Raw genomic sequence first — 23,770 nt, forward strand, 5'->3', positions numbered from 1 at the left:
GCAAGGGGCTTCCGCATCACGATTGCGAAATTTCGCATCGTGAGAAGAAAGGGGTTCGGGCCTACCGCCCGACGGACGGCGCGGTGCCTCAGAAGCGGCGCCGCTTGCGGGCCCGGCGCACCAGCGCCGCCGTCCCGACCAGGGCCACCGTCGCACCGGCCGCACCCAGGCTGGTGGCGGCCTCCTTGCCGCCCAGCCGGCGGCCGGCCACCGCGTGCTTGCCGGAGACCTGCGCGAGCAGCTCGGCCAGCACCTGCTCGTTGGAGTGGGCCGGGCGCCAGCCCGCCTCGTGCAGCCGGCTGCCGGACACCACCCAGGGGTACATCGTGTAGGCGAGGTCACCGGCCGGGGCCGGGGTCAGGCCCAGCCGGTGCAGCCGCGCGGCGGTGCCGAGCGCCAGGGCGGCGGGCAGCTCCATCCGCCGGATGCCGGAGAGCCTCTCGACGTCCTCCTGCTCCAGCCAGCCGTCGCAGCCGACCGTCACCTCGCCCTCGACCAGGCCGAGCGCGGCGTACTCCAGCGCCGCCGCCAGGTCGTCCACGTGGCAGAACTGCCAGCACGGCCGCGAGCCAGCCACGACCAGCAGCCTGGGCGCCTCGAAGTGCCTGGTCAGCACGGTGTCCACACCGGGGCCGACCACCACGGCCGGGCGCAGCACGGTGACCTGCAGGCCGGGGTGGGCGCGCGGGGCGCGGCGGGCCAGGCGCTCGATCTCCAGCAGGTCGCCGACCAGCGTGGCCTCCTCGGTGGCCCGCAGCTCGGAGTCCTCGGCGAGCGGCACCTCGTTGTCGGGGAGCGCCCCGTAGACCATCGCGGAGGTGCAGAGCACCACCCGGCTCACGCCGGCCGCAGCGGAGGCGGTCAGCACCGTCTGCGCGCCCCGCACGTTGTACGCGCTCCGGGCGCGCGGGTCGGTCTCCATGCCCAGGTCCATCGCGAGGTGGACCACCACGTCGACCCCGGCCAGCCGCTCGGCCACCGCCGGGTCGCGGACGTCCAGGACGCGCCACTGCACGCCGGGCACCTCGCCCCGCCGGTCGTCGATGGCCAGGACCTTGCGGACGCCGGCGGAGGCCACCAGCCGGGCCGCGACCCGTTCACCGAGCACACCGGCGGCACCGGTGACGGCCACGGTCAGCGGCTTGCCGCCGTAGGCTGGAGGCGGCGACACCGTGGTACGTGGGTCGTCCTCGCCTCCGGTCAGCCCAGAGCGAACGTCCGAAGGCGGGGAACTCACCGGCCATCCTCCACGGTTAGCTTATGTGCGTACGTACGAGTGTTACGTACCGTCCATCCTGCCCGAGGCGAAGGCCCGGCGGTGCACCCGGCGCGGACCAGTCCGTACGGGAGCCGCTCACCGGCTGTGAGTTCCGGCTCCGCCCACCACCCCGGGCCTGCAGACTTCCCCGCCACACCACCCGCGTGACGGCCGACCAGATCGAGGAACCCGTGAGCGACCTCCCCTTCGGATTCGGCGTTCCGCCCGAGGAGCCCGAGGACGGCAAGGCCAAGCGCGACAAGTCCGAGAACTCCGACAAGGACGGCCCCGACGCGGGTGCCACCCCGCAGCAGCCCTTCGGCTTCGGCGCGGGCAACCCGCTGGGGGCGCTCTTCGGCATGGGCGCGCCCGGCGGCGCGCCCGGCGCGGACAACCCCTTCGGCGCCATGCTCGGCGGCCTCAACCCCAACGACCTGGGCGCGGCCTTCCAGCAGCTCGGCCAGATGCTGTCCTTCGACGGCGGGCCGGTGAACTGGGAGCTGGCCAAGGACATCGCCCGCCAGACGGTGGTCGCCGAGCCCGTCGAGGGCAAGAGCAAGGACCGCTCGGTGAGCGCCGCCGAACGCTCGGCCGTCGCCGAGGCCGTCCGGCTCGCCGACCTCTGGCTGGACTCCGCGACCGAGTTCCCGTCCGGCGCCGGCACCGCCGTCGCCTGGAGCCGCGCCGAGTGGATCGAGGCGACCCTGCCGGTCTGGAAGGACCTGGTCGACCCGGTCGCCGAGCGGGTCGGCAACGCCATGGGCGGCGTGCTGCCCGAGGAGATGCAGGCCATGGCCGGCCCGCTGATGGGCGTCATGCGCTCCATGGGCGGCGCCATGTTCGGCACCCAGATCGGCCAGGCGCTCGGCGCGCTGGCCGCCGAGGTGGTCGGCTCCACCGACGTCGGCCTGCCGCTGGCCCCGGCCGGCAAGGCCGCGCTGCTGCCGCAGAACGTCGCCGAGTTCGGCGAGGGCCTGAGCGTCCCGGCCGACGAGGTGCGCCTCTACCTGGCCCTGCGCGAGGCCGCCCACCAGCGGCTCTTCGCCCACGTGCCGTGGCTGCGGGCCCACCTGTTCGGCGCCGTCGAGGCGTACGCCCGCGGCATCAAGGTCGACACCTCCCGGATGGAGGAGCTGGCCGGCCAGCTCGACCCGAGCAACCCCGAGGCGCTCCAGGAGGCCCTCGCCGGCGGCCTGCTGCAGCCCGAGGACACCCCCGAGCAGAAGGCCGCGCTGGCCCGCCTGGAGACGGCCCTCGCGCTGGTCGAGGGCTGGGTGGACGCGGTGGTGCACAGCGCCGCCCAGCCGCACCTGCCGCAGGCCGGCGCCCTGCGCGAGACCGTCCGCCGCCGCCGGGCCGCCGGCGGCCCCGCCGAGCAGACCTTCGCCACCCTGGTGGGCCTGGAGCTGCGCCCGCGCCGGCTGCGCGACGCCTCGCGACTGTGGGCCACGCTCGCCGACGCCCGCGGCGTCGAGGGCCGGGACGCGCTCTGGCAGCACCCCGACATGCTGCCGACCGCCGCCGACCTCGACGACCCGGACGGCTTCGTGCACCGCGGCTCGGCCGAGGACGCCGAGGGCGGCTTCGACTTCGACGCGCTCGACAAGCTGCTCGGCGAGGCTGCCGCCGGCCGGGGCTCCGCGGGCGGTGACACCCCGAAGGGCGCCGACCCCGCCAAGGGCACCGACGCCCCGGGGAACACCGACGAGGACGGGAAGGGCGAGCCCACCGCATGACGGTCACCGAGACCGGCGCCACGGCGCTGCACACCGACGCCGTGCGCGCCCTGGCGGGCTGGCACCCCACCGACGCCGTCCAGCAGCGGCTGCGGGACGACTACCTGGCCCACCTGGCCGGGCAGCCGGACGGCCTGTACCGGGCCTGCCTGCCGGCCCACGTCACCGCGAGCGCGCTGGTGGTCGACCCGGCCGCCGGCCGGGTGCTGCTGACCCTGCACCCGAAGGTCGGGATCTGGCTGCAGATGGGCGGCCACTGCGAGCCCGGCGACCCGACGCTCGCCGCGGCCGCCCTGCGGGAGGCCGTGGAGGAGTCCGGCATCCCGGACCTCGCCCTGCTCGCCGCGGACGGCACGCCCGCCCCGGTGCTGCTCGACCGGCACCAGGTGCGCTGCACCGGCAAGGACCGCCCGGAGAACACCCACCTGGACGTCCAGTACGTCGCGCTGGCCCCGCCCGGGTCCGAGGCGCTGATCAGCGAGGAGTCCTTGGACCTGCGCTGGTTCGACTACGACGCGCTGCCCGAACTGACCGACGACTCGCTGCGCGCCCTGGTCGCACGCGCCAGGGCGCTGACGGCCTGACGGATCCGCGCGCGGGCACCGACCTGCGCGCGGACGCGGAAGGGGGGCCCGGCCGCCGGGCCCCCCTTCCGCGTCCGTCCGCGTCGTCGGCCGCCCCGCGGGGGCCGGGCCGCCGCGGCGGCCGCCCGGGTCAGCGCAGCGGCACCCGCTGCGGGGCGAGCAGCTCGCTCGGCTGCACCAGGACGAACCCGCTGCCGGTGAACGCCATCTCCCAGCCCTCGGTGGCCGTACCGCGCCGCCGCCACGCCTCGGTGTTGCTGCTCTGCGCCTGGAGCTGCACGTCCAGCGCCGAGGACCAGCCGACCACAGCGTCGGCGTCCGCGTACACGTACCGGCCCGGCTCCACCCGCATCACCAGCGGCCGGCCGGAGGTCATCAGCACCAGCTTGCCGCTGCCGGTCAGCTCCAGGCTGCGGGTGCCGACCCCGGCGATCCGCTCGCCGCCCTCGATGCCGACCACCTGCCAGTTGATCGTGGTGTCCATCGCCAGCAGGTAGGTGCTGGTGACCGTCAGCCGCTCCCGCCGGAGGTCGAGGATGTGCAGGTGCTGGGCGAGGTTGGCCAGGAACACCGTGCCGGTGCCGCTGCACCGCATCAGGTCGAGCTCGGTCGGGGCGACGTTGGCGCGGTTGCGGCGGCCCGGCGGCGTCCAGCCGGTGAAGTGGACCCGGCCGGTGTGCGCGACCATCGCGCCGCTGCGGGCCAGTACGTCGGCGGGGCCGCCGTCCAGCACGACCCGCAGCATCTGCGGGTTCTGCAGGGCGTAGCGGTCGGAGCCGGTCAGGGCGGTGTGGTCGAGAAGGGGACTCTGCACGGTGCTCGCTCCTCAGCCGCGGATCTTGAGTCGGTCGGAGGTGTCCTCGCTGGGCTGGACGACGACGAAGCCCGAGCCCTTGAAGCCCAGCTGGAGGGCCTCCCCGCTGCCCCGCCCGATCAGGGCGCCCATCTTGACGGTGCGCCTGGTCCTGATCTCCAGTCCGGTGGTCCAGGCGACCAGGGCGTCGGGGTCCACGTACGTCTCGGCCTCGGCGCAGTCCAGCACCACCGGCACGCCCCGGGACGTGACGGACACCCAGCCGCTGCCGGACACCGTCACGTTGAACAGCCCGGTGCCGGCCAGCAGCGCCGGGCCCTTGACCTTCTCGACGGCGCAGGTCAGCCCGGCGTCCAGGGCCAGCAGGTGCGAGCCGTTGACGGACAGCGACTCGCCGTCGAGCTGCAGGTTGAGCACGTCGGCCCCGAAGTCGGCCAGGTAGAGCGTGCCGTCGCCGGACCACCGGAGCAGCGGACTGCGCTCGCCCGAGGCCCACTCCCCCAGCGCCCGCCGCAGGGTCTGCGAAACCGCCTCGTACTGGAGGAAGCCGTCGTACGCGACCATCGCGCCGGGCTTCGCCAGGACGTCCTGGCCCGTGGTCACCGCGATCCGGCACATCGCGGCGCCGTGATTGCTCATCCGGGCCGTCGTCGGGCTCTCCAGGTACCCCTCCAGGTACGAGCCCGAGAGCGTCTGCCTCTCCATGGAATCCGCCTACCAATCCCGGACGTGTCCGGCTCTCAGACCTCGAACGGCTGGACGACGACGAAGTTGCCGGGGCCGCCCCTGAACTGCAGGCTGTACGACTCCGCCGCATGCCCCGCGTACGCCGAGCGCCTGATCCGCACCGGCGCGGTGGTGATCACCTGGGAACCCTTCGACCAGGCCACCAGGGCGTTCACGTCGGCGTAGGTCTCCGGCGCCGGCGTCACCGGCAGCACCACCGGGACGCCGTTGGTCTTCACCACGACCGTCCCGTGCCCGGTGAACTGCAGGGTGAAGAAGCCGCCGTTGGGGAGGCCCTCGCCCTCGATCCGGCGGACCTCGTGCTCCAGGCCGGCGTCGAAGGCCAGCACCCGGTCGGAGCTGACGCAGAAGGAGTCGCCCTCCAGCCGGACCACGTGCAGGTGGCTCGCCTCGTCCGCGAGGAACACCTGGCCCTCGCCGGACACCCGCATCAGCTTCAGCTGCTGGCCGGTCAGGTTGGCGGTCAGCTTGCGCAGGACGCCCGAGCCCTCGTGGGCGAAGTCCGCCTTGCCCTGGTAGGCGACCATGCTGCCCTGCAGGGCCAGCACGTCCTGGCCCTTGGTCAGGGTGTAGCGGACCAGGTGGTCGTTCTGCTTCAGCCAGCCGCTCTGCTCGGGGAGTTCGGCGTACTTGGTGAGCGAGATCCGCACCCCGGCGGCGGGCGGCTGCGGCTGCGGCTGCGCCGGGATCTGCACCGTGGCCGCGGGGGCCGGGACGGATGCGGGAGCGGGTGCGGGTGCGGGCATCGGGGCGGGTGCGGCGGCCGGCACCGGGACGGCGGCCGCGGGTTCGTCCTCGACGACCTCGCCGCCGAAGTTCTCCAGCAGTGCCTGGAGCCCGCCGTCGAAGCCCTGGCCCACCGCGGCGAAGCGCCACTCGCCGCCGCGCCGGTACACGTCCGCCAGCATCACCGCGCGCTCGGTGCTGAACTCGGCGCCGGTGAAGGAGTACCGGCCGACCTCGGCGCCGCCCGCGACGATCCGCACGTACCCGGAGCCCACCTGCGACATCGAGCCGTCGCCGTCGACGGTGGCGGTCAGGCTGAGCTTGTGGATGTGCTCCGGGACATCGGCCAGCGTCAGCTGGAAGGCCTCGGTGTCGTCCTGCTGCGCGCCGAGCTGCCGCACCGAGTTCTCCGGGCTGGCGGGCTGGTTGAAGAACACGAAGTACCGGTCGTCGCTGAGCCGCTCGTCGGCGTCGAGGCCGAAGCAGCTGATGTCGAAGGACAGCCCCGGCGCGGTGAGCCGCACCCCCAGGTAGAGATCCGTCACCGGGGTGAGCTCGGCGATGCGGACGCGCGACGCCTTGGCGAGTTCTCTGGTCATGGCGCTGAGAACGCCCCTCCCTGTGTGCCGGCCTGGTTCCGGTGACCCTATCCCAGGGGGACCGGCCGGCAGCAGGCCCGTGCGCCCGCCGAATACCGAAGGCCGCAGGCCGCAGGCCCTAGGCGCAGGATCCGCCGGCCGCCTGCTGCTGCCCGGCGCCGGTGGCCGGGCCGTCGCCGCGGGCGCCGGGGATGTGCGGCAGCCGGGCCGCCGAGACCACGCCCTCCAGGTAGCCGCGGGCCCGCTCGGTCCGCGGGTAGGCCTCCAGCAACGCCCAGAACGCCGAGCCGTGGTCGGGGACCAGCAGGTGGGCCAGCTCGTGCAGGAGCACGTAGTCGACCACGTACTCCGGCATGCCCTGCAGGCGGTGCGAGAGCCGGATGGTCCGCTCGCTCGGAGTGCAGGAGCCCCAGCGCGAGTTCTGGTTCGTCACCCAGCGGACCTGTACCGGCCGGGCCCGGCCGTCGAGGTAGGCGGTGGACAGCTCGCGCGCGCGGGCCGCCAGCGCGTCGTCGCCGAGCACCCGCCGGCTCTCCTGCGCGGCCAGCCGGTCGAGCATCTGCGCCACCCAGCGCTGCTCCTCGGCGACCGACATCCGGGCCGGGATCAGGACGATCGTGCGGTCCCCCTCGCGGTAGGCGGAGACGGTGCGGCTGCGGCGGGCGCTGCGGCGCACCTCCACCCGGGTGCGGTCGGCCGGCTGGTCCTGGTGGGCCGGGGAGCCGGGTGCGGAGGGCGGCCGGGAGGGGGCCGCGGGATCGACCGGATCCGGCCGCCCGCGCGTGCTCGGCGTCGCGACTCCCGACCCGGATGCTGCACGGGCACGCCGACGCGACGCCGGGGGATGGGGTTCCCGTTCGGCCGCCATGGCACACGACGTTACCTGTTACCCCTGACAGAAGTCCCGGTGCCCTGGCCGAAATGTTGCGTGGAGTGATCGCGAACGAAAGGCCTACGGGAGGTGACGTCACCGTGAGCCGGGGCGGGACGAGAAGTTATCCACAGGGCATGCGAAGCAATGGTGTGATCATGCGTCCGGGGCTGTGGACAACGGAGTTCGCGAGGGGCCGACGATCGGGCATCCTGCGGGCAGCGCCCCCTGCCGGAGGCGCCGCCGCGACCCGGCCCGCGAGGCCGGCTGTCCGGATCCGATCTGGAGGGACACCACATGCGCCCGGTGCTCAAGCCCGCCCTCTCCCGCGCCTGGCGGGACACCGAGACCCTGCAGTTCGGCACCGTGCACCGCCACGCCCGGGTCGTGGAGGAGGCCGGCGCACCCTTCTGCTCCTTCCTCGGCCTGCTCGACGGCAGCCGCGAGCGCCCGGCGCTGCTCGACGCCGGCGAACGGCTGGGCCTCGGCCGCGAACCCACCGGGGAGCTGCTCGACTCCCTGGAGAAGGCCGGGCTGCTCGACGACGCCGTGGCCGGCGCGCAGGCGCTCGCGCACTACCCCCCGGCGCACCGCGAACTCCTCGGCCCCGACCTCGCCTCGCTCTCCCTGGTCCACCCCGAGCCCGGGGCCGCCCCGGCCGTCCTGCGCGGGCGGGCCGCCGCCCGGGTCGAGGTGCGCGGGGCCGGGCGGGTCGGCGCCGCGATCGCGGCGGTGCTGACGGCCGGCGGGGTCGGAACGGTCACCGTGACGGACACCGGCCGGGTCACCCCCGGCGACTGCTCCCCCGCCGGGCTGGCGCCGACCGAGGTCGGCCGGCTGCGGACCTCGGCCGCCCGCGCCACTGTCGCCCGGGCGGGAGCCCGCGGCGCGGGCGGGCAGCGGCGACCGGACCCGGGCGCCCCGGCGCCCTCGCTGGTGGTGCTGGCGCCCCGGGACGGCAGCGGGGCGTTCGCCGGCGGCGCGGTGGACGCCCGGCGGCTGATGCGGGCCGGGATCCCCCACCTCTACGTGGGCGTCGTGGAGCACCTCGGCGTGGTCGGCCCGCTGGTCCTGCCCGGCGCCTCGGCCTGCGGCGGCTGCCTGGCCCTCGGCCGCACCGACGAGGACTCCGCCTGGCCCCGGCTGCTCGCCCAGCTCGCCGAGGACGGCCCCGGACGGCCGCGGACCCCCGCCTGCGACAGCGCCCTCGCCACCGCGGTCGCCGGGCTGGCGGCCCTGCACGTCCAGCTGCACCTCGACGGCGCCCGCCCGCCGAGCGTGGACGGCTGGTGCGAGATCTCGGCCGCCGACGGCTTCGCCCGCCGGCTGCGGCTGCCGGACCACCCGGACTGCGGCTGCCTCTGGCACCCGGCCGCGCACCGCTGAGCGGCGGCCGGCGGGGGCCCGGCGGACCGGATCCGGGCAGCCGGCGGGCCCGCCCGGCGGACCGCCGAGCGGTGGCGGCGGCGCTGGTGGCGGCCGGTCCGGCGCGCCGGGCCCCGGGGCGCGACCCGGCCCGGAGCGACCGTCCGCGGGTGCCGTACTGTCAGCGCTCCCGCACTATCCACAATTCGGCCGGGCCCGCCCGCCGAGCGGGCACAATGGCGTAGTGACCGCCGTCCCTCAGGCCCCGCAGCTCGCGAAGGCCGCCGGGGCGTCTGACTGGGAGGCCCGGGTGAGCGATCTTCCGCGCAAGGCAATGACCCGTACGGCAAAGCTCGCCGCTCTGCCGCTGGGGATGGCCGGCCGGGCCACGCTGGGCCTGGGCAGGCGGATCGGCGGGCGCTCCGCCGAGGTGGTGACCGCCGAACTGCAGCAGGCCACCGCCGACCAGCTCTTCAAGGTCCTCGGCGAGCTCAAGGGCGGGGCGATGAAGTTCGGGCAGGTGCTGTCCGTCTTCGAGGCCGCGCTGCCCGAGGAGGTCGCCGGTCCCTACCGCGCCGCGCTGACGAAGCTTCAGGACGCCGCGCCGCCGATGCCCGCCGCCAAGGTGCACGCCGCCCTGGCCGAGCGGCTGGGCCCGGACTGGCGGGACGGCTTCCGCAGCTTCGACGACCGGCCGGCCGCGGCCGCCTCGATCGGCCAGGTCCACCGGGCCGTCTGGCACGACGGGCGCGAGGTCGCGGTCAAGGTCCAGTACCCGGGCGCGGGGGAGGCCCTGCTCGCGGACCTCGCCCAGCTGAGCCGGGTGGCCTGGCTGCTCGGCCCGCTCATCCCCGGGCTGGACATCAAGCCGCTGATCACCGAGCTGCGCGAGCGGGTCGCCGAGGAGCTCGACTACGAGCTGGAGGCGCAGGCCCAGGGCCGGCACGCGGAGGTGTTCGCCGGCGACCCCGACATCGTCGTCCCGGGCGTGGTGGCCCAGGCCGACCAGGTGCTGGTCACCGAGTGGATGGGCGGCACCCCGCTCGCCGAGGTGATCTCGAACGGCACCCAGGAGGAGCGCGACCGGGCCGGCCACCTGCTCGCCCGCTTCCTGTTCGCCGGCCCGTCCCGCACCGGCCTGCTGCACGCGGACCCGCACCCGGGCAACTTCCGGCTGCTGAAGGACGAGGGGCCGGCCGACGGCTGGCGGCTCGGCGTGCTGGACTTCGGCACCGTCGACCGCCTTCCGGGAGGGCTGCCCTCCCCGATCGGGGACTCGCTGCGGATGGCGCTGGCCGGCGACGCCTCCGGCGTCCTGGACATGCTCCGCGAGGAGGGCTTCGTCAAGCCCTCGATCCGGCTCGACCCGGACGCGGTGCTCGACTACCTGCTGCCGATCATCGAGCCGGCCACGGTCGAGACCTTCCACTTCACCCGGGCCTGGATGCGCTCCCAGGCGGCCCGGATCGCCGATCCGCGCTCGCCCGCCTACAACCTGGGCAAGCAGCTCAACCTGCCGCCCTCGTACCTGCTGATCCACCGGGTGACGCTCAGCACCATCGGCGTGCTCTGCCAGCTCGGCGCCAACGCGCCGTTCCGGGCCGAGATGCAGGCGTGGCTCCCGGGCTTCGCCCACCAGGGCGCGCCGGGTGCGAACCCGGAGGTGTTGAAGAAGCGCTGACCGCCCGTCCGGCCCGCTGCGGGCGCGGGCCGCTCAGGACACGGCGATGGCCGCTCCCCCGGTTCGGGGAGCGGCCATCGGCACGACGGGGGTGGAACGCGGGACGCGCCCCGGCGCTTACATCAGCGCGAGGGCGAGCGCCTTGCGGGCCCGCAGGGAGGCACGTTCGGCCTTCCGCACGAGCTTGTGGGCCCTGACGACCCGTAGGCCGAGCCGTTCGTGCTCGGCTTCCTGGAGGCGCTCTTGCATATGCGCACGCGCCAGGGATTCGTGGAGGAGTTGCATCTCGAGGGTCCTGTTCTGGATCTGAAGTTCGGTGGTCTGCTCAGCGCGGACGGTGGGATCGACGACGGCGGCGGTCATGTGGTGGTCCTGCTCGTGGTGCTTGCTCGGAAAGGGGATGCTGCGGGCTGCGTCCGCCTTGGCGGCGGCGAGGCGCACGGAGTGGCGCAGGGCACTGTCCAGCGGGGGCTGCTCTCCCCGGCGGACGGCCTCGGCACCGAGCGCGGGGTTCACGCGAGGGCCTCGGTCTTGCGCGGACGGCCCCGGGGACGCTTGCGGGCGACGACGACGCCCTGGACGAAGAGCTCGCCACCCCAGACGCCCCACGGCTCGCGGCGCTCCAGGGCACCGGCGAGACAGGCCTCCTTCACCGGACAGGCCCCGCAGAGGGACTTCGCGTACTCGACGTCCGCCGGGGTCTCGGCGAAGAAGACCTCCGGGTCGAAGGCGCGGCACGGGATGGGAAGGCCGAGGGCCTCGGCGTCGTCGATCGCGGTGAGCTGCATCAGGGATACCTCCGGGGGGTCGGCCTGGTCGGCCTTGGTGATCTGGTCTGTCGTCGGTACGGACGGGAGGGGCGGTGTGATGACCGTGGACACTGTGGGCGTCTTCCTCGTCTTTTCAGTGGGTCCGGTTCAGCTGGCTGGTGGGGCTGAACCGGAGGCCCCGGGGGGCCTGGGTGGTCTTGCGTACCGGACAAAACAGAAGGGCCGCGGATCCCGGTGTACGGGTTCCGCGGCCCTGGAGGGTGCCGACCTGATGCTGACTCAGGTTCGTTCTCTCCAGGGTTCAGGCCCGCGGAAGGCCCTGTTCCGGATGACCGAGGCGCCGATAAAGGCGGCCTTGGCCTGGTTGATCAGCTGCTCGTTCTGCTTCTGGGTGATTCCGGCACCGATGACCTGCGCATAGTCGCCATGCTTGGCGGCTGCTACTGCTGCCTTCGGTGCCTGCGTCGGTCGCTCGTCGCGCAGATCGCGGGACATCGCGTCCATCGCCCAGTCACGGGACAGACCCGTCTCGACGGCGCCGGCTCCGGTGCTGCCGCCAGTGTTCCGAAGACCACTGACAACGGGCAGGACGGAGACAACGGTGGTGTCGAGACCCAGACCGGATGCGGCAAGCAGCGCGAGCGCCCGCTCGGGGGCGACGCACAGGGAGGCAGCGGTGACGGTCTGGCCAGTCAGTTTGGTGATCATCGTCGTGGTTTCCACTGTCTTCGCCTCCTCTCGGCGTCTCGCGGTGCCCAGTCCCCCGGGCTCCGGCTGTTCGGATGTCTGTCTCGGTGAAGCTTCTTCTCGGTGAGGCTTGTGGTCGCGCGCTGTGATACGCACGACACGCAGGGGAAGGCCGTTTCAGGAGTGACCCCGTACGGCTCGCGATCTCGTCCCCTTGACCGCTCCGGCAGGCTATTGCGCTCCATGCACGGCGCGCAAACTATTTTTCCGGCGAGTTTCGAAGTGCCCGCCCCGGGTGGTTCAGGCCGGCTCGTCCGACGTGTCGACGGGAGCCGCTTCCGAGTCGTCCTCGGGCTCTTCCCCCGCACACAACGAGAGCACGGCGGCCCCGTACTTGTCCAGCTTCATGGCGCCCACGCCCGAGATGACGGCCAGCTCGCGCTCGTTGGCGGGGACGTCCTCCGCGATGGCCATCAGGGTGGCGTCGGTGAAGACCACGTACGCGGGCGCGCCCTGCTTCCTCGCCTGACCCGCCCGCCACTCGCGCAGCCGCTCGTACAGGGCCTCGTCCATCGAGGACGGGCAGCTCTCGCACCGGCGCAGCTTGCGCTCGACGGCGTCGGTGAGGGTGCGGTCGCAGACGCGGCACTTGACCGGTCCGCGCGCCTTGCGGGCGGCCGGGCGCCCCTCGCCGAACTCGACGCCCCCCCGCCCGCCCCGGGCGCCGGAGCGTGAACCGGGCGCGCCGGATCCCGGGCGCAGTCCGTCCAGGAAGCGGGTGGGCTTGCGGCTGGCCCGGCCGCCCGGGGAGCGCGAGAGGGACCAGGAGAGCGAGAGGTTGCGCCGGGCCCGGGTGACGCCCACGTAGAGCAGCCGGCGCTCCTCCTCCACCTGTTCGTCGGTCTTGGCGTAGATGATCGGCATGGTGCCCTCGGTGAGGCCGACCAGGAAGACGGCGTCCCACTCCAGGCCCTTGGCGGCGTGCAGCGAGGCCAGCGTGACCCCTTCGACCGCCGGGGCGTGCTGGGCGGCCGCGCGGGCGTCCAGCTCGGCCACGTAGGCGCTCAGGTCGGCGCTCTCGCCGGCCTTGCGCCGGGCCGCCTCGAACTCCTCGGCGAGCCGGACCAGCGCCGCCAGCGACTCCCAGCGCTCGCGCACCGCGCCCGAGCCGCCCGGCGGGGTGGCGGTGAAGCCCCGGGTGGCCAGCACCGCGCGGACCTGGGAGGCCAGGTCGGGGGCGTCCGCCGTGAGCGGGTCAGAACCGGCCCGGGCGGCCCCCTTCAGCAGGACGCCGGCCTCCCGCACCTCGGGCCGCTCGAAGAACCGCTCGGCTCCCTTGAGCTGGTACGAGATGCCGAGGTCGGCCAGCGCCTGCTCGTACACCTCGGACATGCCGTTGGTGCGGAACAGCACGGCGATCTCGCTGGCCCGGCAGCCGCCGCGCTCGGCGGGCAGCGCCAGCAGGTCCTTGATCCGGTGCGCGGTGCTCTCCGCCTCGGTGGGCTCGTCCGCGTACTCCACGTAGACCGGCTCGGGGCCGGCCTCGCGCTGCGAGACCAGCTCCAGCCGGTGCTGGGCGGCCTGGCCCCGGGCCTGGGCGAGCAGGCCGTTGGCCAGGTGCACCACCTGCGGGGTGGACCGGTAGTCGCGGACCAGCTTGACCACCGTCGCCTCGGGGTGCCGGGTGCGGAAGTTCAGCAGGTAGTCGGGGGTGGCCCCGGTGAAGGAGTAGATGGTCTGGCTGGCGTCGCCGACCACGCAGAGGCTGGCGCCCGGGCCGGTCCACTGGTCGAGCAGGCGCTGCTGGAGCGGGGAGACGTCCTGGTACTCGTCGACGGTGAAGTGCCGGTACTGGGCGCGGACCCGGTCGGCGATCTCCGGGCGGTCCTCCAGGATCGCGGCGGTGAGCAGCAGGACGTCCTCGAAGTCGATCACGGAGCGGTCGCGCTTGGACTGCTCGTACGCGGCGTAGACCCGCGCGATCTCGGCCGGGTCGCGCGGGGCCTCGCGGCCGGCCTTGAGGACGGCGGCGGCGTAGTCGTCGGGGACGATCTGGGTGACCTTGGCCCACTCGATCTCGCCCGTGAGGTCGCGCAGCTCGGTGCGCTGCACGCGCAGGCCGCAGCGCCCGGCCGCCTCGGCGACCAGCTGGACCTTGCGCTCCAGCAGCCGCGGCACCTCGCCGCCGACCGCGCGCGGCCAGAAGTACTGGAGCTGGCGCAGCGCGGCGGAGTGGAAGGTCCGGGCCTGGACGCCCTCGGCGCCGAGCTCGCGCAGCCGGCCGCGCATCTCGCCGGCGGCGCGGGCGGTGAAAGTGACGGCCAGCACCTGCTGCGGCTGGTAGACGCCGCTGCGCACGCCGTAGGCGATCCGGTGGGTGATGGCCCGGGTCTTGCCCGTACCGGCGCCGGCCAGCACGCAGACCGGGCCGTGCAGGGCGGTGGCGACGGCCCGCTGCTCCGGGTCGAGGCCGGCCAGCACGGCGTCGGCACCGACGGGGGCCGGCCGGTCGTCGTCGTACGGGCTGCCGCTCAAGAGGTCTTCCTGCATACCGTCCATCCTCTCAGCCCGGCGGGGGCGGACGACCGGCCGCCGGGTGCGGCCGGTGCGGACATCCCGGGCCGACGACCCGGACGGGCGTCCTGCCGGGCGTGCTGCCGGACGGGCGTCCCGGCCGGGTGTGCTGCCGGGCGGACATCCCGGACGGTCATCCTGGCAGGCCGGGGTGACAGGTGCGGCGGCCTGTCCACAGGGCCGGTAGGACCGGAGGATGATCGGCACGCGCCAGGGCGTGCGTACTCGCGGTCACGCCCGGCGCACATGGAATGACCGAGGCACGTCGCGCGTTCTTCTCCGAGACCGTACGCCCCCCTTCCGAAGGAGACCCCACCGATGTCCGGCAGCGTCACGATGTACAGCACGACCTGGTGCGGGTACTGCACCCGGCTCAAGGGCCAGCTGCAGCGCGAGGGGATCGGCTACACCGAGATCAACATCGAGGAGGACCCGACCTCGGCGTCCTTCGTCGAGTCGGTCAACAACGGCAACCAGGTGGTGCCGACCGTGCTGGTGACGCCGGCCGGCGGCGGCGAGCAGGTCGTGATGACCAATCCGAGCCTGCGTCAGGTCCAGGCGGCCCTGGCGGGCTGAGCCCGGACACGGGCGTGCCCGGGGCCCGGCTCGCGGACTGCGGGCCGGGCCCCGGGGCTTGCGTGCGCGTCCGCCGCGACGCCACCGGCGGTGCGGCGGCGGTGCGACCCGGGCGCGACGCGCGGCGGGACGGTCAGGAGACCTCCGCCCGGGCCCCGTCCGCCGGGCGCGGCTCGGACAGCCGCGGCTCCGCGCGCGCGGTGTCGACCGGGGTGGCCGGCGCCGGCAGGCTGGTGCGCCCGGCCAGGTCGCCGACGCCGTAGACCAGTCGGCAGCGGTCCGCCGAATAGCGCGTCTCGATCACCCGGACCGGCCCGCGCCGGTCGTAGGTGACCCGGGTCTGCACCACCAGCGGCACCCCCGGCCCGCCCTGGAACCACTGCGCCTCCTCCGGCCCGGGCATCCGGGCCACCATGTGGTCCACCGCGCCGACCTCGGTGCGGCCGAGCGCGGCGAGCACCGCCTCGTCGCCGCCCTCGACCTGGTCCGGCTCCATCAGCGGCGTCCCGGCGGCCAGCCCGGCCCGGTAGTGGCTCTCCTCGATCGAGTACGGCTCGCGGTCCAGCATCCGCAGCTGGCGGCGCACCACGATCGCCTCGCCGGGCCGCAGCCCGAGCCGCTCCGCGATGTCCACCCGGGCCCGGACGATCAGCATCTCGAAGTCGGAGGTCAGCTCGCGGCCGGCCTCGGCGGCCTCCCTCGCGTAGATGTCGGTGGGCGCGGCCAGGCAGTCCCGCTGCCCGGGCAGCAGGGTGGGCCCGTAGGCGCGGTGGTCCAGCACGGGGTGTTCCCGCAGGTAGGTGCCCTTGCCCTGGAGCCTGACCAGCCGGCCCTCGTTGACCAGCACGTCGACCGCGAGGCGGACGGTGTTGCGGGCCACCCCGTACTGCCGCTCCAGGTCGCCCTCGACCGGCAGGGGGTCGTCGGCGGTGAACTCGCCGGCGGCGATCCGGCGGCGCAGGTCCGCCGCGAGCCTCTGGTACTTGGGGGATTGGGCACTGCCCCGGGGGATGGTCACCCGAGTGAATGTAGCGATCGGGCCTCCGCCGTTTCAGCCGAACCCGCCAGAATCGGCCAATCCCGGACTTTCCCCGATTGCGGCGCACCGGTCCGGGCATGCCCACCCGGCAATCGTCCGGGACGCATTCCCCGGTGATTGCGAGGGCGGGGGCCCGTGCGGGCCCTGGTGGCACGGCCGGTCCGGTGACCAGCGGCGGACGCCCGAGCGGTGCTTTCACGGGCGGCCCGGATCCGACCCCCGGAATGGACCGGACGAAAATCGGGGGCGCACGGCCTATGGCCGTGCGCCCCCGATTTTATTCACGCGCCTCTTTTATGGAGAACCGCTGTGGACGACTCGTGGAGAACCGTGGCGGACGCCCGAGGAGAACCGTCGGGGACGCCCCGGGGAACGCCGCCGGCGCCGCCTACCAGCGGGCCGCCGACGGCAGCGGCTCGCCGTACCAGAGCTCGACCAGGTGCCGGGCGATCGAGATCCCCGAGGGCGGCACGATCTCGCCCGCGGCCATCGCGGCCCGCAGCTCCTCGCGGGAGAACCAGCGCGCCTCGGCCAGCTCCTCGCCGTCCACCGTGATCGTGGTGCCGGCCGGATCGGCCCGGCCCGTGAAGCCCAGCATCAGGCTGCTCGGGAAGGGCCAGGGCTGGCTCGCCACGTAGCTGACCTCGGCGACCCGGACGCCCGCCTCCTCGAAGACCTCCCGGGCGACCGCCTGCTCGATCGACTCGCCGGGCTCGACGAAGCCGGCCAGGGTCGACCAGCGCCCCTCGGGCCAGATCGCCTGCCGGCCCAGCAGGCAGCGGTCCTGCTCGTCGGTGATCATCATGATCACCGCCGGGTCGGTGCGCGGGTAGTGCTCCGCCGCGCAGGAGGTGCAGCGCCGGAGGTGGCCGGCGCCGGCCTTCTCGGTCGGGTGTCCGCAGCGCGAGCAGAAGCTGTGCAGGCGGTGCCAGTGCTCCAGCGCCACCGCGTGCACCAGCAGCCCGGCGTCGCGGTCGGAGAGCATCGCCCCCACCTCGCGCAGGCCGGCCGGGCGGGCGTCGCCGTCGAGGCGGCCCGGCAGGGTCTCGCCGGCCAGCGCGAAGTAGGAGACGCCGTCGTCGTCGGTGCCGAGGAAGTAGCGGTCGCCGGTCTGCGGCGCCTCGAAGGAGGGGAGCAGCACCAGTTCGGTGCCCTCCTCGGTGTCCACCACGAAGGCCTCGCCGCCGGCGATCGGCAGCACCTTGGTGGCGGGGTGGCTCCAGGCCGCGGCGAGCCAGGGCTCGTCGACCCGGTGCTGTGCGGCGCGGTCGACCCCTGCCCTGGCCAGCGCGAGGGCCTTCGGACGTTCGGTCTCAGGCACGGTGCTCACTTAAGGTTCCATCCCACGTGAAGAGTCGTCAGGTCCGTCACTCGCTCTCGCCGCCCGGCCGCCAGGTCTCGGCCAGGTCGCCCCACAGGTAGGCGGTGGTCTCCACGCCCTTGCGCAACAGGTCCAGCTCGACCTTCTCGTTGACGGAGTGCCAGCCGTCCGACGGCACCGAGATGCCGAGGAAGAGCACCGGCGCACCGAGCACGTCCTGCAGGTCCGCGGCCGGTCCGGAGCCGCCCTCCCGGGTGAAGAGGATCTTCTGCCCGAACGCCCGGCCCATCGCCCGGACGGTCGACTGCAGCGCCGGGTGGTCCAGCGGGGTCAGGCACGGCCGCGTCGCACCGGGGAAGACCAGCTCGTACCGGATGCCCTCGGGCACCCGGTCCGCGACCCACGCCCGGACGGCCTCGCGGATCTTCTCGACCTCCTGCCCGGCGACCAGCCGGAAGGAGAGCTTGAGGTGGGCCGAGGCCGGCACGATGGTCTTGCCGCCGGGGCCGGTGTAGCCGCCCCAGATGCCGTTGACCTCGGCGGTCGGCCGGGCCCAGACCCGCTCCAGGGTGCTGTAGCCGGCCTCGCCCTGCGTCCCGTACGACTTGGCGACCCGCAGCCACTGGGCCTCGTCGAAGGGCAGCTCGGCGAAGAGCTCGCGCTCGCGGTCGGTCAGTTCGACGATGCCGTCGTAGAAGCCCGGGACGTCCACCCGCCGGTCGCCGTCGTGCAGGGCGGCGGCGAGCTCGGCGGCGACCGAGGCCGGGTTCGGCACGGCGCCGCCGAAGGAGCCCGAGTGGATGTCGGTGTCCGGACCGAACAGGTCGATCTGGGCGTCCGCCAGGCCGCGCATGCCGGTGCAGACGGTCGGGGTGTCCTCGGACCACATCCCGGTGTCCGAGATGATCACCACGTCGGCGGCCAGCCGCTCGGCCTCCCGCGCGACCAGGGCGGCGAAGTGCGGCGAGCCGGACTCCTCCTCGCCCTCGATCAGCAGCTTGAGGTTCACGGCCGGCGCGGTGCGCCCGGTCGCGGCCAGGTGCGCCCGCACCCCCAGGGTGTGGAAGAACACCTGGCCCTTGTCGTCCGCCGCGCCGCGGGCGAACAGCTGCCGGCCGACCACGGTGGGCGTGAACGGCTCGGTCGCCCAGCCGTCCTCCCTGGCCGCGGGCTGCACGTCGTGGTGGCCGTAGACGAGAACGGTGGGCGCGTCCTGCTCACCGGACGGCCACTCGGCGAAGACGGCGGGCAGGCCCGCGGTCTCCCAGATCTCCGCCACCGGGAAGCCGGTCTCCCGCAGCTTGGCGGCCAGCCACTCGGCGGAGCGGCGCACCTCGCCGGAGCGCCCCGGGTCGGCGGAGACGGACGGGATGGAGAGCCAGTCGGCGAGGTCGGCCAGGAAGGCGCTCTCGTTCTGCTCGATGAAGGTACGGACGACGCTGTCCGGAGTTCTCGTCATACGGACGACTTTAGTTCGCCCGTGCGGGTGCTCGCCCCGGCCGGCCGGCCACTGGGCCGCGCCGGGGCTGTAACCTCCGTCACCTCCCGGCGGGCCGCCGTCGCCTCCCCGGAAAACCCCGTCGCCTCCCGGCCGCGGGTGACGGCGGCCGGGAGGCGACGGGGGCGGGCACGAACGGCTCGCTCAGCCGGAGGTCCGCAGCAGGGCGATCCGGGAGCGGGTGAGCAGGGTCGCCAGCACCACGGCGACGAGCGGCAGGGCCAACAGCGTGATCCCCATGTTCAGCCAGGGGAACACCACCACCGTGCGGTCCACGGCCTCGTCCGGGCTCATCCCCGGATAGGCGGCGGCCACCCCCTCCACCTTGCGCAGGGCCACCGCCGGCACGACGCCGCAGATCGTCCCGAGCACCGCGCCCATCGCGGCGATCACCCCGCACTGGAAGCCGGACAGCGTGCGGCGGATGCGCGGGGCCGCGCCGACCGCGGCCAGCGTGGTCAGGTCGCGCTGGGAGTCGGCGGCCGCCAGGCCGGTGGCGATGCCGGCCGCGCCGAGGGCGACCAGCGCCGCGAAGCCGGTCAGCGCCAGCGAGACCAGGCCGTTCGCCGGACGGTAGCCGCGCTCGACCTCGAACTGGACGCCCTCGCTGACCCGGTTCACGGCGCCGGCGGCCTTCTGCTCCGCCGCGTCGCCCGGCACCGTCTCCGGCAGCCAGACCGAGCCGGCGTCCGTGGTGGTCAGACCGATCCGGCGGGCCGTCTCGGGGCTGATCACGGCCTTGGCGTAGGAGACCGTGAGCGGGGAGGAGACCAGCACCGCGTCCAGGGAGACCTCGTGCACGGCGGGCCGCTGGTACCCGTCGGGGCCCGTCGTGCCCGCGCTCTTGGGCAGCACGGCGGGGCCGGCCGAGGCGGCCGGGGACGCCGACGGCGACACCGGACCGGACGGCGCGGGCGCAGCCGCCGCCCCCGACGCGGTGGGCGTCGCTGACCCGGTGGCGGACGCGGTGGCGGACGGTGTCCGCGCCCCCGCGGAGCCGCTCGGGCCGGGCGTCCCGTCCATCCGGTACGGCTCGGTCAGGTCCAGCGTGATCTTGCCGTCCTTGACGAGCTTCGGGTCGAAGACCACCGCCCGGCCCGCCGCCAGGGCCTGCTCGGCGCCCTGGTCGTGCAGCGCGAACAGGTTGCGCAGCAGTGCGGCGTCACCCGCCTGGACGGAGCCGAACGCACTGCCCCGGTAGGTCGACCCGTCCTGCTTGCAGCGCGGGTCCTTGGCCAGCTCCGCGCGCTGGGCCGGGGTGGTCGGGGTGTCGAGGTCGGGGTCCTCGGCCGGGCAGCGGCGCTCCTTGGGCACCGAGACGTCGACGTTGCCGCAGCCGCCGCCCGTCGTGGCGGTCTGGCAGTCGCCCATGAAGTTGACCCGCTGGACGTCGGCCCGCTGGCCGAGGCCCGCGACGTTGCCCTCGACCGCCGTCCGCAGCTGCGGCAGCTGGCTGCCGTCCGCCGACGGACCCCAGCCGGAGGCCAGCGTGACCGCACCGGCCGGCGCGGAGGCGACGTACTCGCGCCGCTGCTGCTCGTCGCTGCTGGCGGTGTAGACGCCCACCGCGACCGACCCGGCGACGGCCGCCATCACGGCGGCGACGGCGGGGGCGGTGCGGCCCCGGTGGCGTACCGAGTCGCGCAGCGCGAGCCGCGGCCCCAGCGGCAGCCGCCCGCCGAGCCGGCCGAACAGGCCGACCAGCATCGGGGCGAGCGCGACCATGCCGAGCTCGGCGATCATCGAGCCGCCGAGGACGGCCAGGCTGCGGTTGCCGACGCCGGCGGTCGAGCCCAGCAGGGCCAGGGCCGCGCCGCCCGCGAGCATCAGCAGTCCGAGGACGGCCAGCTTCTTGCTGGGCGGCTTGACCGAGCCCCGGCCGGTGAGGGCGGAGACCACGTCCTGGCGGGAGGCCTGGACGGCCGGGACGACGGCCGCCAGGAGCCCGGTGACCAGCCCGATGCCCATCACGCCGAGCAGGTCGAGGATCTGCAGGTCGAAGTGGCCGAAGCGGCGGCCGGCGTAGTGCTCGGCCCACGGCCGCAGCGCGGCGACCAGCCCGACCGCGACCAGCAGGCCGACCGCGGCGCCGCTGATCCCGAGGACGACGCCGCCGCCGAGCACCACCGAGCGGATGTGCGCGCGCTCACCGCCGCCGGCCGCGAGCAGGCCCAGCTGCCGCCGGGAGCGCCTGGCTCCGACGGCGAAGGCGGGGCCCGCGAGCAGCACGATCTCCAGCAGCGCCATGCCCGCGACGGTGGCCAGGATGACCACCGCCGTCTGGTCGAAGTACGCGCCCTGGGCGCCGCCGTCCCGGTCCTGCCGGACGAGGTAGGGCACCTGGGAGCGGGCCGGCGGGTCCAGCAGGACGCTTCGCGAGGAGACCGTGAAGCCGTACTTGTTGAGCTCCATCACCCTGGGCCAGTCGAGCACCGCGCCGTCGGGGAGGTCGACCAGCCAGTGGTCCTCCTGCTGCGGGGTGCCCTCGCGGTTCGCGCGGTTGCTCCCGACCGCGGCGAGCGGCGCGACGAGGTCGCCGGGGCGGCCGATCAGCACGGCGCTGCGCAGCTCGCTCGGGAACTCGACGACGGCGGTGACGGTGTACGGCGTCTTCTCCAGCCCGCGCGGGCTGGTCCGGTCGCCGACCTTCAGCCCCGCCCGGTCGAGGAACTCGCGGGTCGCCGCGATCTCGTGGGACGCGGTGGGCACCCGGCCCTCCACCAGGTCGACGCGGCCCTTCCAGATCGGGTCGGCCAGGTCGGCCTCGGCGGTCTGGGTCTGGAGCAGGCCCTCCGCGCTGGTGGTGGAGACGTACGGGCCGTCGACCAGCGGGACGAGCCTGCTGCCGGCCGGCAGCAGTTCCCCGATCAGCGCGGCCGGGGTGCTCTGCTCGCTGCGCTGCTGCTCGGCGGTGAGCTGGGCGCCCTGCTCCGGCCGGTCGACGGTGACGCCGGACCCGGGGTCGGAGTCCTGCAGCACCGTCGCCCCGGGGCTCGTCAGACGCACCTCGGCGTCGGCCCGGCCCATCGTGCGGACCACCCGCTCACCCGGGTCGAGCTCGGCGCTGCGGAAGACGATGTCGGCCCCGGCCACGCCGAGGACGGGCAGCGCCACCATGGCGATGACCAGGGCGCTGCGGCCCTTGGCCCGCAGGGCGTCGCGGCGGGCGATGCGCAGGGCGACCCGCCAGGCGCCGGGCTTCACTCGGCCACCGGGCCCTTGATGCTGTTGGTCGCGGCGGAGACCAGCAGGCTGGCCGCGTTCTGGCTGACGCTCTCGTCGACCATCCGGCCGTCCCGCAGGAAGACCACGCGGTCGGCCCAGGCGGCGTGCCTGGCCTCGTGGGTGACCATCATGGCGGCGGCGCCGGCGTCGCAGCGGGCCCGCAGGACGGCGAGCACCGCCTCGCCGGTGGTGGAGTCGAGGGCGCCGGTGGGCTCGTCGGCGAGGACGAGGCGGCGGTCGCCGATGAGTGCCCGGGCGATCGCGACCCGCTGCTGCTGGCCGCCCGACATGTCGTCGGGGAACCGGTCGGCGAGCTCGGGGATGCCGAGCTCCTCCAGCGCGGCCAGCGCCTCGCGGCGGGCCGCCCGGCCGGAGACGCCGTCCAGCTCGCGGGGCAGCGAGATGTTCTCGGCGGCGGTCAGCGCGGGTATCAGGTTGTAGTCCTGGAAGACGTAGCCGATCGAGCGCCGGCGCACCCGGGCGAGGTTCTTGCGGGACAGGCCGCCGAGGGCGACGCCCTCGACCAGCACCTGCCCGGCGGTGGGGGTGTCCAGCCCGCCGGCGAGCGTGAGCAGGGTGGACTTGCCGGAGCCGGACGGGCCCATCACGGCGACGAACTCGCCCGGGTGCACCCGCAGGTCGACCCCGCGCAGGGCCTGGACCTCGGAGGCCCCCTGCCCGTGCACCCGGGTGACGTGGTCCAGGTGCAGTACCGCTCCCGTCGGGTTCCTGGTCGGGTCGGTCTCGGTCACTGTTTCCCCCTCGTGGATCGGGCTGTGGTTCCGGGCTCGGTGTCGAGCCGTTCGAGCCGGCCCCGGCCGGGCCCGGTCGGGGCGGGCCTTCGTGGGGCGGGCGGCTCGGCGGGACGGGCGGACGCGGGGCGTCCGACCCGGCCGGGAGCCGCGCGGGGCTCCCGGGGTGCGCCGACGGCGCCGGAGGTGTGGCCCGGCGCCGCGGGCGGGGTCAGGCTCTGAAGCCCCGGCGGCCGGCGCGGGCGGGCGCGGGGCCCTCCCCCGGCAGCGGGCCGGCGGCGCCGGGCGCCTGCGGCGGCGCCGGCTGCTTCGCGCGGGCCTCGGCGTGCTGCGCGAGGCGGGTCTCGCAGTGGTCGAGCCAGCGGACCTCGGCCTCGGCCTGGAAGATCAGCTGGTCGAGGACGAGCAGCCAGGCGAGGTCCGAGCCCTCCTGGCGGCCGGCCTGCGGCGCGCTCTCGCCGGCGAGCGCGCGGCCCTTGAGCCGGGTGTAGTCCTGGAGCGCCTTGATGCTGTGCCGGCGCTGGCTCTGGACGACGGCGGGCACGTCCACACCGGGGACGGTCACCGCCATCGCGAGCTTGATCGCCAGTTCGTCCCGGGGCGGGTTGGTCCTGGACACCGGGGTGTCGAACCAGTTGCGCAGTTCCGCGCGTCCCTCATCCGTGACGGCGTAGAACTGGTGGCCCTCCTCGTCCTCTCCGGCGGGCACCACCAGGCCGTCCCGTTCGAGGCGTCCGAGGGTGGTGTACACCTGCCCGACGTTGAGCGGCCAGGTCGCACCGGTGCGGGCCTCGAACTCGGCGCGCAGCTGGTAGCCGTAGCGGGGACCTTGGTCGAGCAGGGCCAGCAGGCCGTGACGGATGGACATACCGAGTATGTATACCCGGTATGCTCTCCATGCTCAAGCCGCACCGCCGCACCCCGCGGCGGACCTCGCCGATTCCCGG

At 74.7% G+C, this 23,770-nt stretch carries 20 protein-coding genes; 5 read left to right on the forward strand and 15 right to left on the reverse strand.

Annotation, left to right across the window (positions count from 1 at the left end; translation table 11 throughout):
• Positions 1-88 precede the first annotated feature (88 nt).
• Complete coding sequence (locus ACFTWP_RS16305) at positions 89-1,237, reverse strand: NAD-dependent epimerase/dehydratase family protein (RefSeq protein WP_380265196.1); 1,149 nt, start codon at positions 1,235-1,237, stop codon at positions 89-91.
• A gap of 212 nt (positions 1,238-1,449) precedes the next feature.
• Here ACFTWP_RS16305 and ACFTWP_RS16310 point away from each other — a divergent pair, with 212 nt between their 5' ends.
• Both ACFTWP_RS16310 and ACFTWP_RS16315 read left to right on the forward strand, forming a co-directional pair.
• Positions 1,450-2,994 carry a zinc-dependent metalloprotease gene (locus tag ACFTWP_RS16310; protein WP_380265296.1) on the forward strand — a complete coding sequence of 515 codons (1,545 nt, stop codon included), beginning with the start codon at positions 1,450-1,452 and terminating at the stop codon, positions 2,992-2,994.
• Entirely contained in the window at positions 2,991-3,578 is a 588-nt protein-coding gene (locus tag ACFTWP_RS16315; RefSeq protein WP_380265197.1) for an NUDIX hydrolase, read from the forward strand. Before ACFTWP_RS16310 ends, ACFTWP_RS16315 begins: the two co-directional genes overlap by 4 nt.
• 130 nt (positions 3,579-3,708) lie before the next feature.
• Here the strand turns inward: ACFTWP_RS16315 and ACFTWP_RS16320 are convergent, their stop codons facing one another.
• The 4 genes from ACFTWP_RS16320 to ACFTWP_RS16335 all read right to left on the reverse strand — a co-directional run bounded on the left by ACFTWP_RS16320 (position 3,709) and on the right by ACFTWP_RS16335 (position 7,146).
• A complete protein-coding gene (locus ACFTWP_RS16320) occupies positions 3,709-4,392 on the reverse strand; it encodes an AIM24 family protein (protein WP_380265198.1) in 684 nt (227 codons plus the stop codon).
• A 12-nt stretch (positions 4,393-4,404) separates the two neighbouring features.
• Positions 4,405-5,097 (reverse strand): AIM24 family protein, encoded by a 693-nt coding sequence (locus ACFTWP_RS16325; protein WP_380265199.1) that lies wholly within the window; start codon positions 5,095-5,097, stop codon positions 4,405-4,407.
• A gap of 35 nt (positions 5,098-5,132) precedes the next feature.
• Complete coding sequence (locus tag ACFTWP_RS16330) at positions 5,133-6,464, reverse strand: TerD family protein (protein ID WP_380265200.1); 1,332 nt, start codon at positions 6,462-6,464, stop codon at positions 5,133-5,135.
• A 118-nt stretch (positions 6,465-6,582) separates the two neighbouring features.
• Positions 6,583-7,146, reverse strand: coding sequence for a M48 family metallopeptidase (locus ACFTWP_RS16335; RefSeq protein WP_380265201.1), 564 nt, complete (start codon positions 7,144-7,146; stop codon positions 6,583-6,585).
• A 486-nt stretch (positions 7,147-7,632) separates the two neighbouring features.
• On the opposite strand from ACFTWP_RS16335, the gene ACFTWP_RS16340 reads away from it, so the two are divergent.
• Together ACFTWP_RS16340 and ACFTWP_RS16345 are read left to right on the forward strand one after the other, a co-directional pair.
• Positions 7,633-8,721, forward strand: a complete 1,089-nt coding sequence (locus ACFTWP_RS16340; RefSeq protein ID WP_380265202.1) for a ThiF family adenylyltransferase — start codon at positions 7,633-7,635, stop codon at positions 8,719-8,721.
• A gap of 289 nt (positions 8,722-9,010) precedes the next feature.
• A complete protein-coding gene (locus ACFTWP_RS16345) occupies positions 9,011-10,381 on the forward strand; it encodes an ABC1 kinase family protein (protein ID WP_380265203.1) in 1,371 nt (456 codons plus the stop codon).
• Between the two features lie 117 nt (positions 10,382-10,498).
• Here ACFTWP_RS16345 and ACFTWP_RS16350 read toward each other — a convergent pair whose 3' ends face one another.
• The 4 genes from ACFTWP_RS16350 to ACFTWP_RS16365 all read right to left on the reverse strand — a co-directional run bounded on the left by ACFTWP_RS16350 (position 10,499) and on the right by ACFTWP_RS16365 (position 14,397).
• A complete protein-coding gene (locus ACFTWP_RS16350; protein WP_380265204.1) occupies positions 10,499-10,897 on the reverse strand; it encodes a hypothetical protein in 399 nt (132 codons plus the stop codon).
• On the reverse strand, positions 10,894-11,262 hold the full coding sequence (locus ACFTWP_RS16355) for a WhiB family transcriptional regulator (protein WP_380265205.1): 369 nt from the start codon (positions 11,260-11,262) through the stop codon (positions 10,894-10,896). The genes ACFTWP_RS16350 and ACFTWP_RS16355 overlap by 4 nt, the downstream gene beginning before the upstream one ends.
• Before the next feature lie 168 nt (positions 11,263-11,430).
• Positions 11,431-11,874 carry a hypothetical protein gene (locus ACFTWP_RS16360; protein ID WP_380265206.1) on the reverse strand — a complete coding sequence of 148 codons (444 nt, stop codon included), beginning with the start codon at positions 11,872-11,874 and terminating at the stop codon, positions 11,431-11,433.
• Positions 11,875-12,138: 264 nt separating this feature from the next.
• Positions 12,139-14,397 (reverse strand): ATP-dependent DNA helicase UvrD2, encoded by a 2,259-nt coding sequence (locus tag ACFTWP_RS16365; RefSeq protein WP_380265207.1) that lies wholly within the window; start codon positions 14,395-14,397, stop codon positions 12,139-12,141.
• A gap of 333 nt (positions 14,398-14,730) precedes the next feature.
• Here ACFTWP_RS16365 and ACFTWP_RS16370 point away from each other — a divergent pair, with 333 nt between their 5' ends.
• A complete protein-coding gene (locus ACFTWP_RS16370) occupies positions 14,731-14,988 on the forward strand; it encodes a mycoredoxin (protein WP_380265208.1) in 258 nt (85 codons plus the stop codon).
• Positions 14,989-15,121: 133 nt separating this feature from the next.
• Here the strand turns inward: ACFTWP_RS16370 and ACFTWP_RS16375 are convergent, their stop codons facing one another.
• The 6 genes from ACFTWP_RS16375 to ACFTWP_RS16400 form a co-directional block, all read right to left on the reverse strand.
• Positions 15,122-16,006, reverse strand: coding sequence for a GntR family transcriptional regulator (locus tag ACFTWP_RS16375; RefSeq protein WP_380265210.1), 885 nt, complete (start codon positions 16,004-16,006; stop codon positions 15,122-15,124).
• 409 nt (positions 16,007-16,415) lie between these two features.
• A complete protein-coding gene (nudC, locus tag ACFTWP_RS16380) occupies positions 16,416-17,357 on the reverse strand; it encodes an NAD(+) diphosphatase (protein WP_380265211.1) in 942 nt (313 codons plus the stop codon).
• A 37-nt stretch (positions 17,358-17,394) separates the two neighbouring features.
• Positions 17,395-18,807 carry a dipeptidase gene (locus ACFTWP_RS16385; RefSeq protein ID WP_380265212.1) on the reverse strand — a complete coding sequence of 471 codons (1,413 nt, stop codon included), beginning with the start codon at positions 18,805-18,807 and terminating at the stop codon, positions 17,395-17,397.
• A 183-nt stretch (positions 18,808-18,990) separates the two neighbouring features.
• Positions 18,991-22,050 (reverse strand): FtsX-like permease family protein, encoded by a 3,060-nt coding sequence (locus ACFTWP_RS16390; RefSeq protein WP_380265213.1) that lies wholly within the window; start codon positions 22,048-22,050, stop codon positions 18,991-18,993.
• Positions 22,047-22,823: an ABC transporter ATP-binding protein gene (locus ACFTWP_RS16395; RefSeq protein WP_380265214.1), complete on the reverse strand. Its 777-nt coding sequence runs from the start codon at positions 22,821-22,823 to the stop codon at positions 22,047-22,049. The genes ACFTWP_RS16390 and ACFTWP_RS16395 overlap by 4 nt, the downstream gene beginning before the upstream one ends.
• 211 nt (positions 22,824-23,034) lie before the next feature.
• Positions 23,035-23,691, reverse strand: coding sequence for a PadR family transcriptional regulator (locus ACFTWP_RS16400; protein ID WP_380265215.1), 657 nt, complete (start codon positions 23,689-23,691; stop codon positions 23,035-23,037).
• Positions 23,692-23,770: the final 79 nt, after the last annotated feature.

It is taken from the genome of Kitasatospora sp. NPDC057015 (assembly GCF_042673745.1).
Taxonomy (GTDB): Bacteria; Actinomycetota; Actinomycetes; order Streptomycetales; family Streptomycetaceae; genus Kitasatospora.

Bases quoted from the DNA above. Each gene is read 5' to 3' on its own strand.
- ACFTWP_RS16325 (WP_380265199.1), bottom strand. From the start codon at position 5,097: ATGGAGAGGCAGACGCTCTCGGGCTCGTACCTGGAGGGGTACCTGGAG.
- ACFTWP_RS16385 (WP_380265212.1), bottom strand. From the start codon at position 18,807: ATGACGAGAACTCCGGACAGCGTCGTCCGTACCTTCATCGAGCAGAAC.
- ACFTWP_RS16370 (WP_380265208.1), top strand. From the start codon at position 14,731: ATGTCCGGCAGCGTCACGATGTACAGCACGACCTGGTGCGGGTACTGC.
- ACFTWP_RS16365 (WP_380265207.1), bottom strand. From the start codon at position 14,397: ATGGACGGTATGCAGGAAGACCTCTTGAGCGGCAGCCCGTACGACGAC.
- ACFTWP_RS16315 (WP_380265197.1), top strand. From the start codon at position 2,991: ATGACGGTCACCGAGACCGGCGCCACGGCGCTGCACACCGACGCCGTG.
- ACFTWP_RS16400 (WP_380265215.1), bottom strand. From the start codon at position 23,691: ATGTCCATCCGTCACGGCCTGCTGGCCCTGCTCGACCAAGGTCCCCGC.
- ACFTWP_RS16340 (WP_380265202.1), top strand. From the start codon at position 7,633: ATGCGCCCGGTGCTCAAGCCCGCCCTCTCCCGCGCCTGGCGGGACACC.
- ACFTWP_RS16330 (WP_380265200.1), bottom strand. From the start codon at position 6,464: ATGACCAGAGAACTCGCCAAGGCGTCGCGCGTCCGCATCGCCGAGCTC.